Annotated in this window: 22 protein-coding genes; 5 read left to right on the plus strand and 17 right to left on the minus strand. The window is 57.8% G+C overall.

All coding sequences use genetic code 11. The features are described from left to right. Positions 1-9: 9 nt before the first annotated feature. The 8 genes from AC0IXS_RS03395 to thrS all read right to left on the minus strand — a co-directional run bounded on the left by AC0IXS_RS03395 (position 10) and on the right by thrS (position 7,299). On the minus strand, positions 10-366 hold the full coding sequence (locus tag AC0IXS_RS03395) for a MerR family transcriptional regulator (protein WP_043306438.1): 357 nt from the start codon (positions 364-366) through the stop codon (positions 10-12). Then, entirely contained in the window at positions 347-649 is a 303-nt protein-coding gene (ihfA, locus tag AC0IXS_RS03400) for an integration host factor subunit alpha (protein ID WP_002553164.1), read from the minus strand. The genes AC0IXS_RS03395 and ihfA overlap by 20 nt, the downstream gene beginning before the upstream one ends. A 3-nt stretch (positions 650-652) precedes the next feature. Next, entirely contained in the window at positions 653-3,031 is a 2,379-nt protein-coding gene (pheT, locus tag AC0IXS_RS03405) for a phenylalanine--tRNA ligase subunit beta (RefSeq protein WP_122689696.1), read from the minus strand. A gap of 32 nt (positions 3,032-3,063) precedes the next feature. Then, a complete protein-coding gene (gene pheS, locus AC0IXS_RS03410; RefSeq protein ID WP_057408695.1) occupies positions 3,064-4,080 on the minus strand; it encodes a phenylalanine--tRNA ligase subunit alpha in 1,017 nt (338 codons plus the stop codon). Between the two features lie 104 nt (positions 4,081-4,184). Further along, positions 4,185-4,541, minus strand: coding sequence for a 50S ribosomal protein L20 (gene rplT / locus AC0IXS_RS03415; protein WP_002553161.1), 357 nt, complete (start codon positions 4,539-4,541; stop codon positions 4,185-4,187). Between the two features lie 29 nt (positions 4,542-4,570). Continuing rightward, a complete protein-coding gene (gene rpmI / locus AC0IXS_RS03420; RefSeq protein WP_002553160.1) occupies positions 4,571-4,765 on the minus strand; it encodes a 50S ribosomal protein L35 in 195 nt (64 codons plus the stop codon). Between the two features lie 60 nt (positions 4,766-4,825). After that, complete coding sequence (gene infC / locus AC0IXS_RS03425; protein WP_170969009.1) at positions 4,826-5,377, minus strand: translation initiation factor IF-3; 552 nt, start codon at positions 5,375-5,377, stop codon at positions 4,826-4,828. Further along, the gene (thrS, locus tag AC0IXS_RS03430; RefSeq protein ID WP_025994994.1) at positions 5,377-7,299 is read right to left on the minus strand and encodes a threonine--tRNA ligase; all 1,923 of its coding nucleotides are present in this window, start codon (positions 7,297-7,299) and stop codon (positions 5,377-5,379) included. The genes infC and thrS overlap by 1 nt, the downstream gene beginning before the upstream one ends. A gap of 345 nt (positions 7,300-7,644) precedes the next feature. On the opposite strand from thrS, the gene AC0IXS_RS03435 reads away from it, so the two are divergent. After that, complete coding sequence (locus tag AC0IXS_RS03435) at positions 7,645-7,953, plus strand: hypothetical protein (protein ID WP_122669264.1); 309 nt, start codon at positions 7,645-7,647, stop codon at positions 7,951-7,953. A 293-nt stretch (positions 7,954-8,246) separates the two neighbouring features. Then, a complete protein-coding gene (locus AC0IXS_RS03440; protein ID WP_004886948.1) occupies positions 8,247-8,459 on the plus strand; it encodes a cold-shock protein in 213 nt (70 codons plus the stop codon). 65 nt (positions 8,460-8,524) lie between these two features. Here the strand turns inward: AC0IXS_RS03440 and AC0IXS_RS03445 are convergent, their stop codons facing one another. Further along, positions 8,525-8,860 carry an I78 family peptidase inhibitor gene (locus AC0IXS_RS03445; RefSeq protein WP_122669265.1) on the minus strand — a complete coding sequence of 112 codons (336 nt, stop codon included), beginning with the start codon at positions 8,858-8,860 and terminating at the stop codon, positions 8,525-8,527. 312 nt (positions 8,861-9,172) lie between these two features. On the opposite strand from AC0IXS_RS03445, the gene AC0IXS_RS03450 reads away from it, so the two are divergent. Next, the gene (locus AC0IXS_RS03450) at positions 9,173-9,367 is read left to right on the plus strand and encodes a hypothetical protein (protein WP_025994992.1); all 195 of its coding nucleotides are present in this window, start codon (positions 9,173-9,175) and stop codon (positions 9,365-9,367) included. Between the two features lie 22 nt (positions 9,368-9,389). On the opposite strand, the gene AC0IXS_RS03455 is transcribed toward AC0IXS_RS03450, so the two are convergent. The 8 genes from AC0IXS_RS03455 to AC0IXS_RS03490 form a co-directional block, all read right to left on the minus strand. Further along, positions 9,390-10,415: a nucleoside hydrolase gene (locus AC0IXS_RS03455; RefSeq protein ID WP_004886941.1), complete on the minus strand. Its 1,026-nt coding sequence runs from the start codon at positions 10,413-10,415 to the stop codon at positions 9,390-9,392. A gap of 40 nt (positions 10,416-10,455) precedes the next feature. Then, on the minus strand, positions 10,456-10,860 hold the full coding sequence (gene rbsD, locus AC0IXS_RS03460; protein WP_004886940.1) for a D-ribose pyranase: 405 nt from the start codon (positions 10,858-10,860) through the stop codon (positions 10,456-10,458). Beyond that, entirely contained in the window at positions 10,857-11,777 is a 921-nt protein-coding gene (rbsK, locus tag AC0IXS_RS03465; protein WP_471823773.1) for a ribokinase, read from the minus strand. Before rbsK ends, rbsD begins: the two co-directional genes overlap by 4 nt. Positions 11,778-11,807: 30 nt before the next feature. Further along, a complete protein-coding gene (locus AC0IXS_RS03470) occupies positions 11,808-12,824 on the minus strand; it encodes a LacI family DNA-binding transcriptional regulator (protein ID WP_471823775.1) in 1,017 nt (338 codons plus the stop codon). Position 12,825: 1 nt separating this feature from the next. Beyond that, the gene (locus tag AC0IXS_RS03475; RefSeq protein ID WP_025994989.1) at positions 12,826-13,818 is read right to left on the minus strand and encodes an ABC transporter permease; all 993 of its coding nucleotides are present in this window, start codon (positions 13,816-13,818) and stop codon (positions 12,826-12,828) included. Then, positions 13,815-15,368, minus strand: coding sequence for a sugar ABC transporter ATP-binding protein (locus tag AC0IXS_RS03480; protein WP_025994988.1), 1,554 nt, complete (start codon positions 15,366-15,368; stop codon positions 13,815-13,817). The genes AC0IXS_RS03475 and AC0IXS_RS03480 overlap by 4 nt, the downstream gene beginning before the upstream one ends. Positions 15,369-15,422: 54 nt before the next feature. Continuing rightward, a complete protein-coding gene (locus tag AC0IXS_RS03485; protein WP_029243693.1) occupies positions 15,423-16,382 on the minus strand; it encodes a sugar ABC transporter substrate-binding protein in 960 nt (319 codons plus the stop codon). 165 nt (positions 16,383-16,547) lie between these two features. After that, positions 16,548-16,772: a YgdI/YgdR family lipoprotein gene (locus tag AC0IXS_RS03490; RefSeq protein WP_057408690.1), complete on the minus strand. Its 225-nt coding sequence runs from the start codon at positions 16,770-16,772 to the stop codon at positions 16,548-16,550. A 194-nt stretch (positions 16,773-16,966) separates the two neighbouring features. Here AC0IXS_RS03490 and AC0IXS_RS03495 point away from each other — a divergent pair, with 194 nt between their 5' ends. Both AC0IXS_RS03495 and AC0IXS_RS03500 read left to right on the plus strand, forming a co-directional pair. Continuing rightward, positions 16,967-17,167, plus strand: coding sequence for a DUF1654 domain-containing protein (locus AC0IXS_RS03495; RefSeq protein ID WP_043306431.1), 201 nt, complete (start codon positions 16,967-16,969; stop codon positions 17,165-17,167). Positions 17,168-17,261: 94 nt separating this feature from the next. Next, a complete protein-coding gene (locus AC0IXS_RS03500) occupies positions 17,262-17,465 on the plus strand; it encodes a hypothetical protein (RefSeq protein ID WP_235806239.1) in 204 nt (67 codons plus the stop codon). Positions 17,466-17,541 lie beyond the last annotated feature (76 nt).

The following is a 17,541-nucleotide window of genomic DNA, read 5'->3' on the forward strand; positions in this document are numbered from 1 at the left end:
TTGGCTCGGTTACGACTTGAGCATGACCAGTACGTCTTCCAGCTCGACAATCATCTGTCGGATCATCTGCTTGTACTGTTGGGTATCGTCCTTGACTTCACCGTTGGTGAGGCGCAAACGCGCACCGCCGATGGTGAAGCCCTGGTCGTATAGCAAGCCGCGAATCTGGCGGATCATCAGCACATCCTGGCGCTGATAATACCGACGGTTTCCGCGGCGTTTTACGGGGTTGAGCTGAGGAAATTCCTGCTCCCAATAGCGCAAAACGTGCGGTTTCACCGCGCAGAGCTCGCTCACCTCACCGATGGTGAAGTAGCGTTTGCCAGGAATCGGCGGCAGCTCGTCGTTATGACTTGGTTCCAGCATATGCCTCAACTCGGGCCTTCAACTTCTGCCCTGGACGAAAGGTGACCACACGGCGTGCCGTGATCGGAATTTCTTCGCCGGTCTTGGGATTTCTCCCAGGCCGCTGGCGTTTGTCTCGCAGGTCGAAATTGCCGAAACCGGACAGTTTTACCTGCTCGTTGTCTTCCAGAGCGTGCCTGATTTCCTCGAAGAACAGCTCCACCAATTCCTTGGCTTCTCGTTTATTCAGGCCCAGCTCTTCGTACAGACGTTCGGCCATTTCAGCTTTCGTCAGAGCCCCCATACGCTACTTCCTTAATGTGGCGTTTAACCTCTCCTCAAGTGAGGTGAGGATGGCAAGTGTCGTTGCGTTGACCTCATCGTCATTAAGAGTGCGCGATGGATGCTGCCAGGTCAAGCCGACCGCAAGGCTTTTTCTATGCGGATCAATGCCTTTACCCTGATAAACATCAAATAGCCTGAGGTCTGTGAGCCATTCGCCTGCATTTTCACGAATAACGTCCATTACCGCACTGGAAGAGACATCCCGATCGGCCAGAAGTGCCAGGTCGCGGCGCACTTCAGGGAAGCGCGACAGCTCGTGGAATTTCGGCAGACGGCCTTTGGCGACTTCACCCAGAACCAGCTCGAAAACGAATACGGGACGATCCAGCCCCAGGTTCTTCGACAGCTCAGGGTGAATTGCGCCCAGGAAACCGACTTCACGACCATCGCGCAGAATACGCGCGGTCTGGCCCGGATGAAGCGCAGGATGCTCGCCCGGCGTGAAGCTGAAATCGCCCAGTGCGCCAGCGAAACCCAATACAGCTTCCACATCGGCTTTCACGTCGAAGAAATCGACAGCGTCACGGCCTTGCGCCCAGCCTTCCGGAAGGCGGCTGCCGCACACCACACCCGCCAGCATCGGCTCTTGCTTCAGACCTTCCAGTTGCCCGACGAAACGCAAGCCACTTTCGAACATCCGCACACGATCCTGCTGACGGTTGAGGTTGTGCTGCAACGCCTTGACAAGACCCGGCCAGAGCGAGGCGCGCATGGCGGCCATGTCATTGGAGATCGGGTTGGCGAGCAACAGCGGCTTGACGCCTGGCGTGAACAGTTCGAACCACTTGGGATCGATGAAGCTGTAGGTGATCGCTTCCTGATAGCCACGTGCAACCAACAGGCGGCGCAATTCAGGCAGATAGCCCTGGGCTTCGGCCTTGGCCTGCGGCGCCAGACGGGCCTGCGGGTAACGAACCGGCAGACGGTTGTAGCCATACAGACGCGCAAGCTCTTCGATCAGGTCGACTTCAAGGCTGATGTCGAAACGATGACTTGGAACGGTGACATGCCACTGACCATTCGCTTCGGCCGAGACACCCAGACCCAGCGCTTTGAGCAAGCGCTCGATTTCGGCATTCTCGATCACCAGACCGAGCATTTGCTCGACGCGGCTCGCGCGCAGTGTCACTGGAGCCACGGACGGCAAGTGCTTTTCGCTGACCACTTCGGCCACAGGACCGGCTTCGCCACCCGTGATTTCCAGCAGCAGACCGGTTGCCCGCTCCATCGCTTCGCGAGCCAGTTGCCAGTCGACACCGCGCTCGTAACGATGGGATGCGTCGGTGTGCAGACCATAGGAACGCGCCTTGCCAGCCACCGAGATGGTGTCGAAGAAGGCACTTTCCAGGAAAATGTCGCGCGTGCCAGCGGTCACGCCGCTGTGTTCGCCACCCATGACACCGGCAATCGCCAGCGCGCGCTGGTGGTCGGCAATGACCAGGGTGTCGGCACGCAGGCTGACTTCCTGGCCATCGAGCAGAACGAGCTTCTCGCCCTCCTCGGCCATGCGTACGCGAATCCCGCCGTTGATTTCAGCCAGATCGAATGCATGCAGCGGCTGACCCAGTTCCAGCATCACGTAGTTGGTGATGTCGACAGCGGCATCGATGCTGCGCACGTCGGAACGACGCAGGCGCTCGACCATCCACAACGGGGTCGGACGAGACAGATCGACATTGCGGATGACGCGGCCCAGATAGCGTGGGCAAGCCGCAGGTGCCAGCACTTCCACAGGGCGAACTTCGTCGTGCACGGCAGCAACGGTTGCCACCTGTGGACGCGTGACTTCAGCGGCATAGAGCGCGCCAACTTCACGGGCCAGACCGGCAACCGACAGGCAGTCGCCACGGTTCGGGGTCAGATCGACCTCGATACTGGCATCGTCCAGCCCCAGATAGACACGAATATCCTGACCCACCGGCGCATCAGCAGCCAGTTCCATCAAGCCATCGTTGCCCTCGCCGGCCTGCAATTCGGCAGCGGAGCACAACATGCCGTTGGACTCGACGCCACGCAACTTGGCTTTCTTGATCTTGAAATCGCCCGGCAGCTCGGCACCGATCATGGCGAACGGGATCTTCAGACCCGGGCGCACATTGGGCGCGCCGCAGACGACCTGGAAAGTCTCGGTGCCATTGCTGACCTGGCAAACACGCAGTTTGTCGGCATCAGGGTGTTGCTCGGTGCTCAGCACCTCGCCGACCACGACACCGGTGAAGACGCCGGCGGCCAGCGTGACGCTGTCAACCTCAAGACCGGCCATCGACAGACGAGCAACCAGCTCGTCGCGGGAAACCTGCGGGCTTACCCAGCCGCGCAGCCATTGTTCACTGAATTTCATCCTGCTCTCCTGAAAGATTCGTTACGTGCGACCTAGCGAAATTGCGCGAGGAATCGCAAGTCGTTGTCGAAGAACAGGCGCAAATCATTGACGCCGTAACGCAGCATGGCCAGACGCTCTACGCCCATGCCGAATGCAAAACCCTGAAATTCTTCAGGATCGATACCGGACATGCGCAGCACGTTCGGGTGGACCATGCCGCAGCCCATGACTTCCAGCCAGCCGGTCTGTTTGCAGACACGGCAGCCTTTGCCGCTGCACATCACGCATTCCATGTCGACTTCCGCCGATGGCTCGGTGAACGGGAAGAACGAAGGACGGAAGCGAACGGCCAGCTCTTTCTCGAAGAACACGCGCAGGAACTCTTCGATGGTGCCTTTCAGGTCCGCGAAATTGATATCACGGTCAACCAGCAAGCCTTCGATCTGGTGGAACATCGGCGAGTGGGTGATATCCGAGTCGCAGCGATAGACACGGCCCGGACAAACGATCCGGATCGGCGGCTGCTTCGATTCCATGGTCCGCACCTGCACCGGGGAGGTGTGGGTACGCAACAGCATGTTCGCATTAAAATAGAAGGTGTCATGCATCGCCCGCGCCGGGTGGTGGCCAGGGATGTTGAGCGCCTCGAAGTTGTGGTAATCGTCTTCGACCTCAGGGCCTTCGGCGATGCCGTAGCCAATGTGAGTGAAGAATTGTTCGATCCGCTCCAGAGTGCGGGTGATCGGGTGCAGACCACCTGAGGTCTGACCGCGGCCCGGCAGGGTCACGTCGATGCATTCGGCCGCGAGTCTGGCAGTCAGTTCTGCCTGCTCAAACGATGCCTTGCGTGCATTGAGGACCTCTGTGACACGCTCCTTGGCAACGTTGATCAGCGCACCGACTTGCGGACGCTCTTCAGCAGGCAGGTTCCCCAGGGTCTTCATCACCTGAGTCAACTCGCCTTTCTTGCCGAGGTAGTGAACCCGGATTTGCTCCAGGGCAGTGATATCTTCGGCGCTTTGCACAGCCTCAAGAGCTTGAGAGACCAGCGCGTCCAGGTTTTCCATGTACAGACTCCAGATACGAAATAGGGGAAGAGCTGAAGGCTCTTCCCCTATTTATGACGTTCAACACCGACCCCGGAAAACCGGGGCCAGTGATTGTCGGGGACTTAGGCCAAAGTGGCTTTAGCTTTCTCGACAATCGCAGCAAACGCCGCTTTTTCGTTCACTGCCAGATCAGCCAGAACCTTACGGTCGATCTCGATGGACGCTTTTTTCAGGCCGGCAATGAAACGGCTGTAGGACAGACCGTTAACACGAGCACCAGCGTTGATACGGGCGATCCACAGAGCGCGGAACTGACGTTTTTTCTGACGACGGTCACGGTAGGCGTATTGGCCTGCCTTGATTACCGCTTGCTTGGCAACACGGAATACGCGTGAACGCGCGCCGTAGTAGCCTTTTGCAAGTTTCAGAATTTTCTTGTGACGCTTACGGGCAATGACGCCACGCTTAACACGAGCCATGAGTTACTTCCTCTATATCTTGATCAAAATTAACGAAGGCGCAGCATGCGCTCGACTTTTGCCACGTCGGACGGATGCAGCAGGCTGCTTCCGCGCAGTTGACGCTTACGCTTTGTCGACATTTTGGTCAGGATGTGGCTCTTGAAAGCGTGTTTGTGCTTGATGCCGTTAGCAGTTTTCAGAAACCGCTTAGCTGCACCACTTTTAGTCTTCATCTTTGGCATGTTCGGATACTCCGCATTCAGTTGATAAACATAACCGCAAGGCCTGCCGTGCCCTGGTGGTTACTTCTTCTTTTTCGGGGCGATGACCATGATCAGCTGGCGTCCTTCCATCTTAGGATGCTGTTCAACGGAACCGTATTCGAGAAGGTCACCTTCAACCCGCTTCAACAATTCCATACCCAGCTCCTGGTGGGCCATCTCACGACCGCGGAATCTCAACGATACCTTGGCCCTGTCCCCGTCACTCAGGAAACGTACCAGGTTGCGCAGTTTTACCTGGTAATCCCCTTCCTCCGTCCCTGGACGAAACTTGATTTCTTTAACCTGGATCTGCTTCTGGTTTTTCTTCGCTGCAGCAACCTGCTTCTTCTTCTCGAAGATCGACTTGCCGTAATCCATCACACGGCAGACAGGAGGTACTGCGTCGGCAGAAATCTCTACCAGATCCAGCTTCGACTCTTCCGCTATACGAAGCGCTTCATCAATCGAGACGATGCCAATCTGCTCGCCGTCAGCGCCAATTAACCGAACCTCGCGGGCCGAGATATTCTCATTGATCGGGGCCTTGGGTGCAGCTCGTTTATCTTGTCTCATTTCACGCTTAATAATAATTACTCCGAATCTTGGCGACCACGCCGGGAAACCGCTTGTGCGAGGAATTCAGCGAATTGGGCGACCGGCATCGAGCCGAGGTCAGCGCCTTCGCGTGTCCGCACAGCGACAGTTTGCATTTCAACCTCCCGATCTCCTATCACAAGGAGATAAGGAACCTTGAGCAAAGTATGCTCACGGATTTTAAAGCCGATCTTTTCATTTCTCAAGTCGGACTTGGCACGAAACCCGCTTTGGGCCAAGGTTTTTTCGACTTCGAGGGCAAAATCGGCCTGTTTGTCAGTGATATTCATGATCACTGCCTGAGTCGGCGCCAGCCAGGCCGGAAACGCACCTTCGTAGTGTTCGATCAGAATACCGATGAAACGCTCGAACGAACCGAGGATTGCACGGTGCAGCATGACCGGACTCTTGCGGCTGTTGTCTTCCGAAACGTATTCGGCACTAAGACGAATCGGCAGGTTGAAGTCCAGCTGCAAGGTGCCGCACTGCCAGACACGGCCGAGGCAGTCTTTCAGAGAGAACTCGATCTTCGGACCATAGAACGCACCCTCGCCCGGCTGCAGGTCATAAGGCAGACCTGCGCTGTCGAGTGCTGCGGCCAAAGCCGATTCCGCACGATCCCACAACTCATCGGAGCCGACGCGCTTTTCAGGGCGAGTGGACAGCTTGAGCTCGATGTCCTTGAAGCCGAAATCGGCATAGACATCCAGGGTCAACTTGATGAAGGCTGCGGACTCGGACTGCATCTGTTCTTCGGTGCAGAAGATGTGCGCGTCGTCCTGAGTGAAGCCACGCACACGCATGATGCCATGCAAGGCACCTGACGGCTCATTTCGGTGGCAGGCACCGAACTCGGCCAGACGCATCGGCAGCTCGCGGTAGCTCTTCAGACCCTGATTGAACACCTGCACGTGGCAAGGGCAGTTCATGGGCTTGATGGCGTAGTCGCGGCTCTCGGACTCGGTGGTGAACATGTTGTCGGCGTAGTTGGCCCAGTGGCCGGACTTTTCCCACAGCGAGCGATCAACCACTTGCGGCGTCTTGATTTCAAGGTAACCGTTTTCGTGCTGAACCTTGCGCATGTACTGTTCGAGCACCTGATACAGGGTCCAGCCCTGAGGGTGCCAGAACACCATGCCCGGCGCTTCTTCCTGGGTATGGAACAGGCCCAGACGCTTGCCGATCTTGCGATGGTCGCGTTTTTCGGCCTCTTCGATACGCTGGATGTAGGCCGCCAGTTGCTTCTTGTCAGCCCATGCGGTGCCGTATACGCGCTGCAACTGCTCGTTCTTGGCATCGCCGCGCCAGTAGGCACCGGACAGCTTGGTCAGCTTGAAGGATTTCAGGAAGCGGGTGTTCGGCACGTGCGGACCGCGGCACATGTCGACATATTCTTCGTGATAATACAGGCCCATGGCCTGCTCGTTCGGCATGTCTTCGACCAGACGCAGCTTGTAGTCTTCGTGACGGGCGGTGAACACCTCGATCACTTCGGCACGCGGGGTCACTTTCTTGATGACGTCGTAGTCTTTTTCAATCAACTGCTGCATGCGCTGCTCGATCGCCGCCATGTCATCTGGCGTGAACGGGCGCTCGTAGGCGATATCGTAATAGAAGCCGTCGTCGATCACCGGGCCGATGACCATCTTTGCAGTCGGGTACAACTGCTTGACGGCATGGCCTACCAAGTGAGCACAAGAGTGACGGATGATTTCCAGTCCTTCCTGATCCTTCGGGGTGATGATCTGAAGGCTGGCATCGTTTTCGATCAGGTCGCAGGCGTCGACAAGCTTGCCGTCGACTTTGCCGGCCACGGTGGCCTTGGCCAGACCCGCACCAATTGAAAGCGCGACATCGGCTACGGAAACCGCATGATCGAAAGAACGTTGACTACCGTCGGGAAGAGTAATAGTTGGCATGGCGCCTCCTCTCCTAGTGGTGACCCCTACCAAAGGTCACGTGGGTTGGGATGAGCCAGTACGTGATCCGGTGGTACGCCTGCCTCACAGTGGCAGGAGCCTTGCGGCCAACCTTGAAACGGACCAGATGACTGGAGTGTACAAAACCTGCTGCACCTGACTGAAAACAAAGCCAATAGAGGGTGCTGGAAATTTACAGGACGCGCATCCTATCACAGCGCAGCCGTCTAGTCGCACCTCATGACAAATGAAGATGAAATCGCCACAGCACCTGAACTGGTACGTCCGCAGACCGTCAGAACTATTCGTCAACCTGCAAGAATTTCCCCAGCAAAGGAGAACACCATGAAGCTTCCACGCCTGTCCGCACTCCTCGCTTGCGCTGCAATTCTGGCCCCAATGGGCGCCCAGGCCGCGATGGACGGAGCGACTCGCAGCACGTTCACTCAAGAGTGCATCAGTGCCGCGAAGGCACAGAACCTGGATGACAAGACCGCCAAGGCGCATTGCGACTGCGGCGCCAAACAGGTGGACAGCCATTTCTCCGACAAGGAAATCGCATCGCTGAACAATACTGGCACTGCGCCAAGCCCGGAATTGACCTCGAAACTGCAGAAACTGGTCACCGAAAACTGCACTAAAGCAAAAAATTAATATCCGGCCGGGCGTGTAAAAACGCCCTGTCGTTGCGTGCCATCCTTTCAGTGCCAATATCATTCAAGGCCCCGTTAAACGGGGCTTTGAGCGCCCTCATCGTACGCGCGGATCCACGCCAGCCAGCAAGCCGATTCGGCCATTCCTGAATATGACGATCTGCATACCTACGCGCGACGCTCAAAGTTCCCACCTAAATAGCTGTCTTTTCGTACATTTCGACTATGATAGGCCGGTGTGCCCAGTTGGCCTGAGCAGCACGCTATTGAAAATTATGTTCTTGGAGATACACCATGTCTAATCGCCAAACCGGCACCGTAAAATGGTTCAACGATGAAAAAGGCTTCGGCTTTATCACTCCACAAGGTGGCGGTGACGACCTGTTCGTACACTTCAAAGCAATCCAGAGCGACGGTTTCAAAAGCCTGAAAGAAGGCCAGACCGTTTCTTTCGTTGCTGCTAAAGGCCAGAAAGGCATGCAGGCAGAAGAAGTCAAAGTGGACTGATCCACTTGATTTGAAAAAACCCCGTCATTGACGGGGTTTTTTTATGCCTGCTCAATGAGCAAGGTTCAGCCGCAGTTGATGCGGATCACCTTGCCAGAGGCGTCGGTATTGACGTTGACGCGCTCGGAGCGGTACTCAAGCGTGACCATGTCGTTGGGACCCAGAATGCGTGCATCCATGGAGCCGGAACGGCTGCGTACCTGGGTCAGCAAATCGATGGATGCCTGCTTGCCAATGGCAAATTGTGCAGGCTCTGCATCACAGCGGCCCGGCACAGCGTTACTGGCGGCGGGCGCCTCGGTCTTGCCGGCGGCCTCGGGCGCCGAATCAGGCGTGCTGCTGCACCCTGCCAGAACCGATGTCACGACCACAAAACCCATTGTTGCTAATTTCCAGGGCATACACCCTCCTCTGCCAATAAACATTTTCCAGACCTTGTGCGACCGCACCTTGCCGCATTGGTTGCACTGCAGTCATCGCCACCACTCGTAAGCGAAGATGTCTGCAAGGCGCGCGCAGTCTGCCTCGCCCCGCTTTTCCATGCGTCCGCAAATCGTCACAACATGTTTTCAACGGACGTCAGATCGCGTTCATGATGCGTAAGTAGAAGTGTCAAACGGCTCGCACAATGGTTTACTGCAACTGACCATAGGGATAACGGGCGATGCACGGCTGCCTGAGCAATGCGGTGCTTTCTTGAAGGCGAGACGGACATGACAGTGATTTCAATCGATGCGGACATCAAGGCCAAATGGCCCCAGGGCCACTGCTCGCACAGCCCGGGCACACCGGAGGAGCTGATGATCATCGCTGTCGATCTGTTGATCAAGGAACTGGGCACCGAGGGTGCCCGAGCCTTTATCACTCAGGTGTGGAGCCGATACGCGACGACAGAGCTGCCTGCCTGACAGCGTTCGACTCCAGACAGCGTTACTTCAATCGAGCCAGACGCTCGGTCAGCAGATCGAAGAATCCCTGGGCGTCGCCATCTTCGACCCAGAAGACGTTTTGCGGCTGCTTGAGCGTGCCGTTCCAGTCCGCGACGGTCTGGCCGAAACCAATGCCTTCACGGCTGTCGATCGCCACATTGATCTGTCTGCCCGAAAACAGTTCGGGCTTGAGCATCCAAGCGATGACGCTGGCGTCGTGAATCGGGCCGCCCGGCAGACCGTAGTGCTCCATATCCAGCTTGACGTATTCATTGAGAATACCTTCCACCAGCTTGCCAGCCTGATTGTTCAGCGCGGCAATCTGCTGGAGACGCTTCTCGCTGGTCAGGATCTTGTGAGTCACGTCCAGCGGCACGTAGGTCAGCTTCACACCGCTGGCCAGAACGATCTGCGCCGCATGAGGATCGGCAAAGATGTTGAACTCGGCAACCGGAGTGATGTTGCCGCCATTGAAGTGCGCGCCACCCATGACGATCACTTCCTTGATGCCCTGGGTGATCTCCGGTGCCTGCACCAATGCGAGCGCAAGGTTGGTCTGCGGGCCAAGCATTGCAACAGTAATGCTGTGAGGCTTGGCCTTGCTGAGCGTCTGAATCAGATAATCAACGGCGTTGCCCTGGGCCAACCCTTTGGCCGGCTCGTGCACCGGTACGCCCGGCAAGCCTTCCTTGCCATGCACGTTTTCCGCATAGATTGGCGTACGTACCAGAGGTTTGGGCGCACCGGCATACACCGGCACTTCCTCGCGGCCCGCCCACTCGCGAGCGAGCCTGGCGTTACGTGATGTCTTGTCAAGACGCACATTGCCGGCAACGGTGGTGATCGCCATGACATTGAGTTCTTCAGGCGATGCCAACGCCAGCAGCAAAGCGACCACATCGTCGGCACCCGGGTCGGTGTCGATGATCACGTCACGCTTTTCGACAGCCTGAACGGCTGTCGCACCGAGAATGGACAAGAGCAGCGCTCCCCGAATGAGTTGTCTGGAAAACTGTGTCAACGTCATGTGTAACTCCCTGTCATGAATACGTGTTCAGGCTGAATGCCTAGAACACAACCCCGGATACCAGCGCCACATTGCTGTAGGGCTGGCACTCGCCAGTGCGGATGATGGCCTTGGCCTTGCGGCTCAGAATTTTCAGGTCGTCATGGCTGATCCAGCGCTGATGACCCAATTGATCATCAAGGTTCAGGCTCTCGATGACCTGCAACGCAGGTGGCTTGATTTCAGCCATTTCATTTGCCAGCACGTGGCTTTCGACCTGCATTTCGCTCAACACCACATCCAGCACGCTGACGAAATCCGGTACGCCACGGGTCAGGGCCAGGTCGATCAGCTCGACGCCAGGCGGCACCGGCATACCAGCGTCAACAATCATCAGAATATCGCCGTGCCCCAGCGATGCGATCACGCGCGACAGGGCGATATTGAGTAGCGGTGTCTTTTTCATGTCGGGTTGAATCCTTGTACTTCCTCGAACGTCGGGATGGACGGCTGCGCACCTGCGCGGGTGACCGACAGCGCTGCGGCAGCCTGACCAAAGCGGATGGCCTGCGATTCGCTCTGCCCTCTGGCGAGCGCCGCTGCAAAACCACCGACAAAGGTATCACCTGCAGCGGTGGTGTCCACGGCCTGAACGCGACGCGTTGGAATATGCTCGACGCCAGCGGCACTGGCGAACAACGTCCCCTGCTCACCGAGCGTGATGATCACGTTACGTGCACCGGCTGCCAGCAGCGCCAGAGCCGCCTGTTGCGCAGAGGCTGGCGAGTCGACGCTGATCCCGGACAATGCCTGGGCTTCGCTTTCGTTGGGAATCAGGTAATCGATCAGGCTGTACCAGTGGGCGGGCAGCGGCTCACTGGCTGGCGCCGGGTTCAGAATGACGGTCTTGCCCAGCTCACGGGCACGCGACAAGGTATGGAAGACCGTCTCGGTCGGGACTTCGAGCTGACAGATGACAATGTCCGAACCTGCGAGCAGTGGGTCGAAGCGCTCGATCAGCGCAGGCGTCAGTTGACCATTGCCGCCCGCGACGATGACGATTGCATTCTGACTGTTGGCGTCAACCACGATCGAGGCAATTCCGGTGGGCACGCCATCGACCACTGTCACCCCCTGGCAATCAATCTGTTCGGCCAGCAGCGCAGCACGCAATTGCTCTCCGTAAGCATCGGCGCCCACGCAACCGATCATGGCAACATCAGCGCCCAGACGTGCAGCGGCGACCGCCTGGTTGGCGCCCTTGCCACCGGGAACGGTATCGAAACTGTCTCCGATCAGTGTTTCGCCAGGGCGCGGCAGACGCTGGGCGCGGATCACCAGATCCATATTGAGACTGCCCACTATCACTATTTTTGCTTGCATGGCTCATTCACTCGTTACTGTGCGTGCTCGTCATTGATCAGGAGCGTTGTAGGGTGCGGCCGTGGATTCACGCACCACGACGACAGGCGTCACCAGACGCTTTTCGACGGGCGAGGCATGAGGCGCAGCGATTCTGCACAAGAGCATTTGCGCCGCCGTTTCGCCCAGTTGCATGATCGACTGGCCCACGGTGGTGAGTGCGGGATAGACATAGCGGCTGATTTCGATGTCATCGAAACCGATGACCGACAATTGCTGCGGGACAGCAATGTTGCGTTCGGCGGCAGCCCTCAGCACACCAATGGCGATGACGTCGTTACCGGCGAAGATCGCGGTGGGCTGATGCCTGGCCAACAGTTCGCCTGCGGCCTCGTATCCGGCCGAACTGGTGAAATCACTGTGTACGGCCCACTGCGGATCAATTTTGACAGACGCCTCCTGCATCGCACGCCGATACCCTGCCAGACGCATTTCGGCAACCGTGCTGTTGCGAGGCCCACCGATACAGGCAATGCGTTTATGCCCCAGATCGAGCAGATGACGCGTCGCCAGACAGGCACCCTGCTCGTGATCAATACGCACCATGTCGGCTTCGATACTTTCCAGCTCGCGGTCGACGATGACCAACGGCGTGCGAACGTCCGCAAGACCTCCCGCAACACTCGCGTCTGCGCCCACCGATGAGACGATCAGGCCGTCTACCCGCTTCTCCAGCAGAACCCGCAGGTAACTGCGCTGCTTCTCGGGATTGTCATCGGAGTTGCACAGAATCACGCAGAAACCGTTGCGCTCGCAGTAGTCCTCGATGCCTCTGGCCAGCTCGGCGAAATACGGGTTCATGCCATTGGGAATCAACAGGCCGATGGTCGACGTACTTTTGGCTTTGAGCGAACGGGCCACCGCACTGGGCACGTAGTCCAGTTGTGCGATGGCCGCCTCGACCTTGAGCCGGACCGGCTCGCTCACCGGCCGGGTCTTGTTCAGCACATGGGAAACCGTTGTGTAGGAAATCCCGGCCAGTGCTGCTACGTCCTTGATGGTTGCCATGTCAGCCCTGTCGCCGCGCCCGGTTGCTGCGGTAGGTGTCCAGCACCACGGCAATCACGATCACAGCGCCGGTGATGATGCGTTTGGTGGGTTCGGTGGCGCCGATCTGCGCCAGGCCTGCGGCCAGCACCGAAATGATCAGCACGCCGAAGAATGTGCTGATGATCGAACCGCGCCCACCCATCAGGCTGGTACCGCCAATGACCACAGCTGCGATCACCTGCAATTCCAGCCCGGCACCGGCATTTGGATCAGCCGCTTCCAGTCGTGATATCTGGAACAGCGCCGCGACGCCCGCCAGCAGCCCCATCAGCGAGAACACCAGGATCTTGTAGGGCTTGGGATTGATACCCGCCAGACGCACGGCTTCTTCGTTGGTGCCGATACCGATCAGGTAGCGACCGAAGACGGTGCGGGTCAGCACAGCCTGAGCGACGATGATCACCAGCAGCGCAATAATGAAAGACGGGGAAATACCGAATGCCACCGGATCGGACAGCCAGGCGAACGAATCACCGATGTAGGCCGTGCGCGAGTCAGTCATCTGATAAGCCACACCACGGGCCATTTCCAGCACGCCCAGCGAGACGATGAATGACGGGATGCGCCATGCGACGGTGATAGAACCGGTGATGGTGCCCGCCAGTGTTGCGCAGGCAATGCCCAGCAACGCGGCCGGAAACACACTCCAGCCCCAGCCCAGAACAGCCACGCTGACCGCGGCTGCAGCCAATGCCAATACCGAGCCCACCGACAGGTCGATGCCGCCGATGATCAGAATCAGGGTCATGCCGACAGACAGCACCATCAGGTCAGGAATCTGGTTGGCCAGGGTGCTGAAGGTCTGGTACGACAGGAAATGGTCACTGAGCAGCGAGAACAGGACGATCATCGCCAGCAAGGCGCCCGCCAGTCCCAGGTAAGTGCCCAGGCCGAAATAAGTGCCGCCGCGACGGGCCGGCAGTGTCAGCGTCGGGGATGTGTCGTTTTTCATGGCTCGTTCCTGGGCGCTGCATCGTTGAGCAGCGCATCACGTTTCTGATAACCGGCAAAGGCTGCGGCCAGCAATTGGTCCTGACTCCAGCTGTCGCGTTCGAACGTATCGATCAGGCGACCGGCCGACAGCACGCCGATGCGATCACAGATCAGCATCAGTTCGCGCAGATCACTGGAAACCACCACCAGCGCCCTGCCCTGACGGGTCAGTTCGCCGAGCAGCGCGTAGATGTCGAATTTGGCGCCGACGTCGATGCCTCGTGTTGGCTCGTCGAACAACATGACCGGGCAGTCGCGCTCCAGCCAGCGGCCGATCACCACTTTCTGCTGATTGCCGCCGGACAGTTCCGACACCAATTGGGTCGGGCTGGAGCTGCGAATACGCATGGCGTCCACCTGACGCTGTGCGAGCTTGAGCTCGTCAGCGGCATTGACGATGCCTGCGCTGGAAATGGCTTTCATGTTGCCCAGCGCGATGTTGGCGCTGATCGATTGCGACATCAGCAAGCCTTCGCTCTTGCGGTCTTCCGTGATCAAGGCAATGCCATGCTCGACCGCATCGGCAGGCGAACGAATGGTGACGGCCTGTAATGGCTGGCCCACTTCAATCGTGCCACTGTCGGCAATGTCGGCGCCGTAGATCAAACGCAGCAGCTCGGTACGCCCCGCGCCGATCAGCCCGGAGATACCAAAGATTTCGCCACGACGAACATCGAACGAGACATCCTGGACCTTGCCCTTGCGGTTGAGCGATTTGACCGACAGTGCGACTTCGCCGATCTGCCGGGCGCCCATGTCCATGTGTTCGCCCAGTTCGCGCCCCACCATCAGGGTGACCAGTTGCTCGCTGTTGTAACGGGAAATCGGCTCAACGCAAACCAGCTTGCCATCACGCAACACGGCGATGCGCTGCGACACTCTGGCCAGTTCTTCCAGGCGATGGGAAATGTAGATGATCGAGACGCCACGAGCCTGCAACCGTGTGATCTGCTCAAACAGCATTTCGACTTCACGCGAGGTCAGCATTGCCGTCGGCTCGTCGAGAATCAGCACGTGGCAGTCGCCTGCGAGGTTACGGGCGATCTCAACCATCTGCTGATGCCCGATGCCCAGATCGCCAACCAGCGTGTCCGGGTCAATCGCGTCCAGCCCAACCTGGGCCATGGCCTTGATGGCGTTTTCACGCAGGCGCTTGCGATCGATCCAGCCCGCGCGGCGTGGCAGATCGTCCAGAAACAGGTTTTCGGCAACGGTCAGGGTTGGCAGCAGGTTCAGCTCCTGCATGACCATACGCACGCCGAGCTTTTCGGCCTGGGTACGATTGGCTGGCTGGTAGGGCTGCCCCTGAAATTGCATGCTGCCGGTGGTGGGCGTGACCAGCCCGCCGATGATCTTTGACAAGGTGCTTTTTCCGGCACCGTTTTCCCCGGTCAGGGCCAGCACTTCACCGCGCATCAACGTCAGGTCGACATCGCCAAGCACGGGTTGAGCGTAGGTTTTACCAATGCCACTGACCGAAAGAACAGCCGTCTGAGCAGACGCTGACATACATTTCTCCCAGCGCCTGCCCTGTTCGGGCAGACGCCTTTCACTCGGTGTGGATCAAGGTTGGGTAACGAGTTCGACCGGCGTTTCGATAACGCCCTTCTCGTTTGTGTCGACCTTCTCGCCCTTGACGGCCTTGAGCGCCGCTTCGATCCCGAACACGGCCTGCCTGGCAGCGTACTGATCGGCGGTGGCGAGGATTCGACCGTCCTTGAGCATCGGCTTGATGGCGTTGATGTTGTCGTAACCCACCACCATCACCTTGCCAGTCTTGCCTGCAGCACGTACGGCAGAAACGGCGCCCAGTGCCATGCTGTCATTGCCGGCCAGCAGTGCCTTGAGGTTCGGGTATTCGTTCAGCATGGCTGACGCGACGGCGTTGCCCTTGTCGATTTCCCAGTTGCCGGACTGCACCGACACAACTTTCATCTGCGCCTTGGCCATGGCGTCCTGGAAACCGGCCGTACGCTGCTGAGCGTTGGTGGTGGTCGGCACACCTTCGATGATGCCCACTTCATCGCCTGCCTTCAGCTTGGTCGCCAGATAATCACCGACCTGGGCAGCGCCCTTGCGGTTATCCGGGCCTACGAACGGAATCTGCAGGTTCTTGCTTTTGAGTACGTCGGCGTCGAGCTGGTTATCAATGTTGACGACCTTGATCCCGGCATCGGAGGCTTTCTTCAAGACCGACACCAGCGCTTTCGAGTCGGCAGGCGCAATGACCAGTGCATCGACTTTGGAAACGATCATCTGTTCGACGATACGAATCTGGCTGGCGGTATCGGACTCATCCTTGATGCCGTTGGAGACAAGGTCAAACTCGCTGGCGTGTTCTTTCTGGTAAGCCTTGGCACCATCTTCCATAGTCCGGAAGAATTCGTTGGCCAGGGATTTCATGACCAGCGCGACTTTAGGCTTTTCAGGGGTCTGAGCGTGTACGGCAGAGAGGGGAACGATTGCCGCAAGGGCAGAAAACATGGCGACAGCGAGCAGGCGTCCAGCGAATGGCAGCTTCATGAGTTCATCTCCGATCTTGTGATTATTGTTCGGGCGAACGACGCAGAATCAATCCGCAGGATCGATACGCAAACGTTTGCGAGAAGCGAACTATGAAAAATGTTGCGGGGTTTGTCAATCGGGGAAATGAAGTCTGCCCGAAGGATTGCTCCGGGCAGCGCTGTCTCACTCTTCGGGGCGGACAGTGGCCACTTCGTCGGCCTTGATGCGGATGGTTTTGCCCGAAATATCTTCGAACTCATAGAAGCCGTCACGGCTCTTGGTCTTCGGCGCATCCTTGGTGATGTATTGCGTTCCGTCCTGCAACGTGACGACCGACGGGGTGGAGCATCCAGACAGCATGAGAGAGGCCGCAACCACGGCAGGCAACACCAGCAATTTGAAGTTCATGTTCACTCCTGGGGGACAGATCAGACTGTGTCGGCAAAACGATACAGGCATCGCGATACGGCGGGAACATTAACCTACGTAAGTGTTGCTAAAGATCCTACACTGAAATACTGTACGCACGTACAGCTTACTCAGGGACTTTTTCCGTGGCAAATCAATCCTCAGCGGCCTCCTCACCAGACTCCTATCAGCGCATGGGCATTCGGGTACAGAAGATCATCAACTCGCCGACTGCGCAGAAATCCAGAGCCGCCCTGCTCTTTCGTCTGCAGGATGAATCAGAAGATGATTGGGCTCAGTTGCTTGAAGAGATAGCCGAGAACGACAACGTTACCCTCGCCTGGCGCGATGATGGCGGCGTACAGCTGTTCTGGACAGTTCCCAAGGAGGATTGAGGGGGCGGTTTTCAGTTCTTCAATGCAGCCTCTGACTTGAAAGTAGAATCCCCCGACGCCTGGCTTGGATAACGCATGGAGTGTGACCGTGATTATGCTGGATGGGATTTTCGACGCCCTCTTCAACCTGCTGGCCCACAGTGTCGGTGTACGCATACTCAAGGCCTTGAGTGGTGGCAGATTCAAAGGCGAACGCGGGTTCGCATTTGGCTGGGCGCTCGTAGTCGGAAGCGTGGCATTACTCGCACCGCTTTTAGCATTCATCACCTGGCTGATTGTCAGCCGATCAGCCAGTTGAACCTCCTGTAACCGCAACACCTTCGTTTGGGCTGTTATGCAACGTTTTTACACGCGAACGGGCATGGCTTAGTGCC

The sequence above is a fragment of the Pseudomonas sp. AC016 genome, assembly GCF_979253365.1.

Excerpts from the sequence above, each read along its gene's own strand:
- AC0IXS_RS03455 (WP_004886941.1), bottom strand. The coding sequence starts at position 10,415 with ATGACGTTGACACAGTTTTCCAGACAACTCATTCGGGGAGCGCTGCTC.
- AC0IXS_RS03440 (WP_004886948.1), top strand. The coding sequence starts at position 8,247 with ATGTCTAATCGCCAAACCGGCACCGTAAAATGGTTCAACGATGAAAAA.
- pheT (WP_122689696.1), bottom strand. The coding sequence starts at position 3,031 with ATGAAATTCAGTGAACAATGGCTGCGCGGCTGGGTAAGCCCGCAGGTT.
- rplT (WP_002553161.1), bottom strand. The coding sequence starts at position 4,541 with ATGGCTCGTGTTAAGCGTGGCGTCATTGCCCGTAAGCGTCACAAGAAA.
- AC0IXS_RS03445 (WP_122669265.1), bottom strand. The coding sequence starts at position 8,860 with ATGCCCTGGAAATTAGCAACAATGGGTTTTGTGGTCGTGACATCGGTT.
- AC0IXS_RS03480 (WP_025994988.1), bottom strand. The coding sequence starts at position 15,368 with ATGTCAGCGTCTGCTCAGACGGCTGTTCTTTCGGTCAGTGGCATTGGT.
- AC0IXS_RS03485 (WP_029243693.1), bottom strand. The coding sequence starts at position 16,382 with ATGAAGCTGCCATTCGCTGGACGCCTGCTCGCTGTCGCCATGTTTTCT.
- AC0IXS_RS03435 (WP_122669264.1), top strand. The coding sequence starts at position 7,645 with ATGAAGCTTCCACGCCTGTCCGCACTCCTCGCTTGCGCTGCAATTCTG.
- pheS (WP_057408695.1), bottom strand. The coding sequence starts at position 4,080 with ATGGAAAACCTGGACGCGCTGGTCTCTCAAGCTCTTGAGGCTGTGCAA.
- AC0IXS_RS03395 (WP_043306438.1), bottom strand. The coding sequence starts at position 366 with ATGCTGGAACCAAGTCATAACGACGAGCTGCCGCCGATTCCTGGCAAA.
- AC0IXS_RS03475 (WP_025994989.1), bottom strand. The coding sequence starts at position 13,818 with ATGAAAAACGACACATCCCCGACGCTGACACTGCCGGCCCGTCGCGGC.
- AC0IXS_RS03470 (WP_471823775.1), bottom strand. The coding sequence starts at position 12,824 with ATGGCAACCATCAAGGACGTAGCAGCACTGGCCGGGATTTCCTACACA.
- AC0IXS_RS03500 (WP_235806239.1), top strand. The coding sequence starts at position 17,262 with ATGCTGGATGGGATTTTCGACGCCCTCTTCAACCTGCTGGCCCACAGT.
- AC0IXS_RS03495 (WP_043306431.1), top strand. The coding sequence starts at position 16,967 with ATGGGCATTCGGGTACAGAAGATCATCAACTCGCCGACTGCGCAGAAA.
- rpmI (WP_002553160.1), bottom strand. The coding sequence starts at position 4,765 with ATGCCAAAGATGAAGACTAAAAGTGGTGCAGCTAAGCGGTTTCTGAAA.
- rbsD (WP_004886940.1), bottom strand. The coding sequence starts at position 10,860 with ATGAAAAAGACACCGCTACTCAATATCGCCCTGTCGCGCGTGATCGCA.
- AC0IXS_RS03490 (WP_057408690.1), bottom strand. The coding sequence starts at position 16,772 with ATGAACTTCAAATTGCTGGTGTTGCCTGCCGTGGTTGCGGCCTCTCTC.
- rbsK (WP_471823773.1), bottom strand. The coding sequence starts at position 11,777 with ATGCAAGCAAAAATAGTGATAGTGGGCAGTCTCAATATGGATCTGGTG.
- ihfA (WP_002553164.1), bottom strand. The coding sequence starts at position 649 with ATGGGGGCTCTGACGAAAGCTGAAATGGCCGAACGTCTGTACGAAGAG.
- thrS (WP_025994994.1), bottom strand. The coding sequence starts at position 7,299 with ATGCCAACTATTACTCTTCCCGACGGTAGTCAACGTTCTTTCGATCAT.
- AC0IXS_RS03450 (WP_025994992.1), top strand. The coding sequence starts at position 9,173 with ATGACAGTGATTTCAATCGATGCGGACATCAAGGCCAAATGGCCCCAG.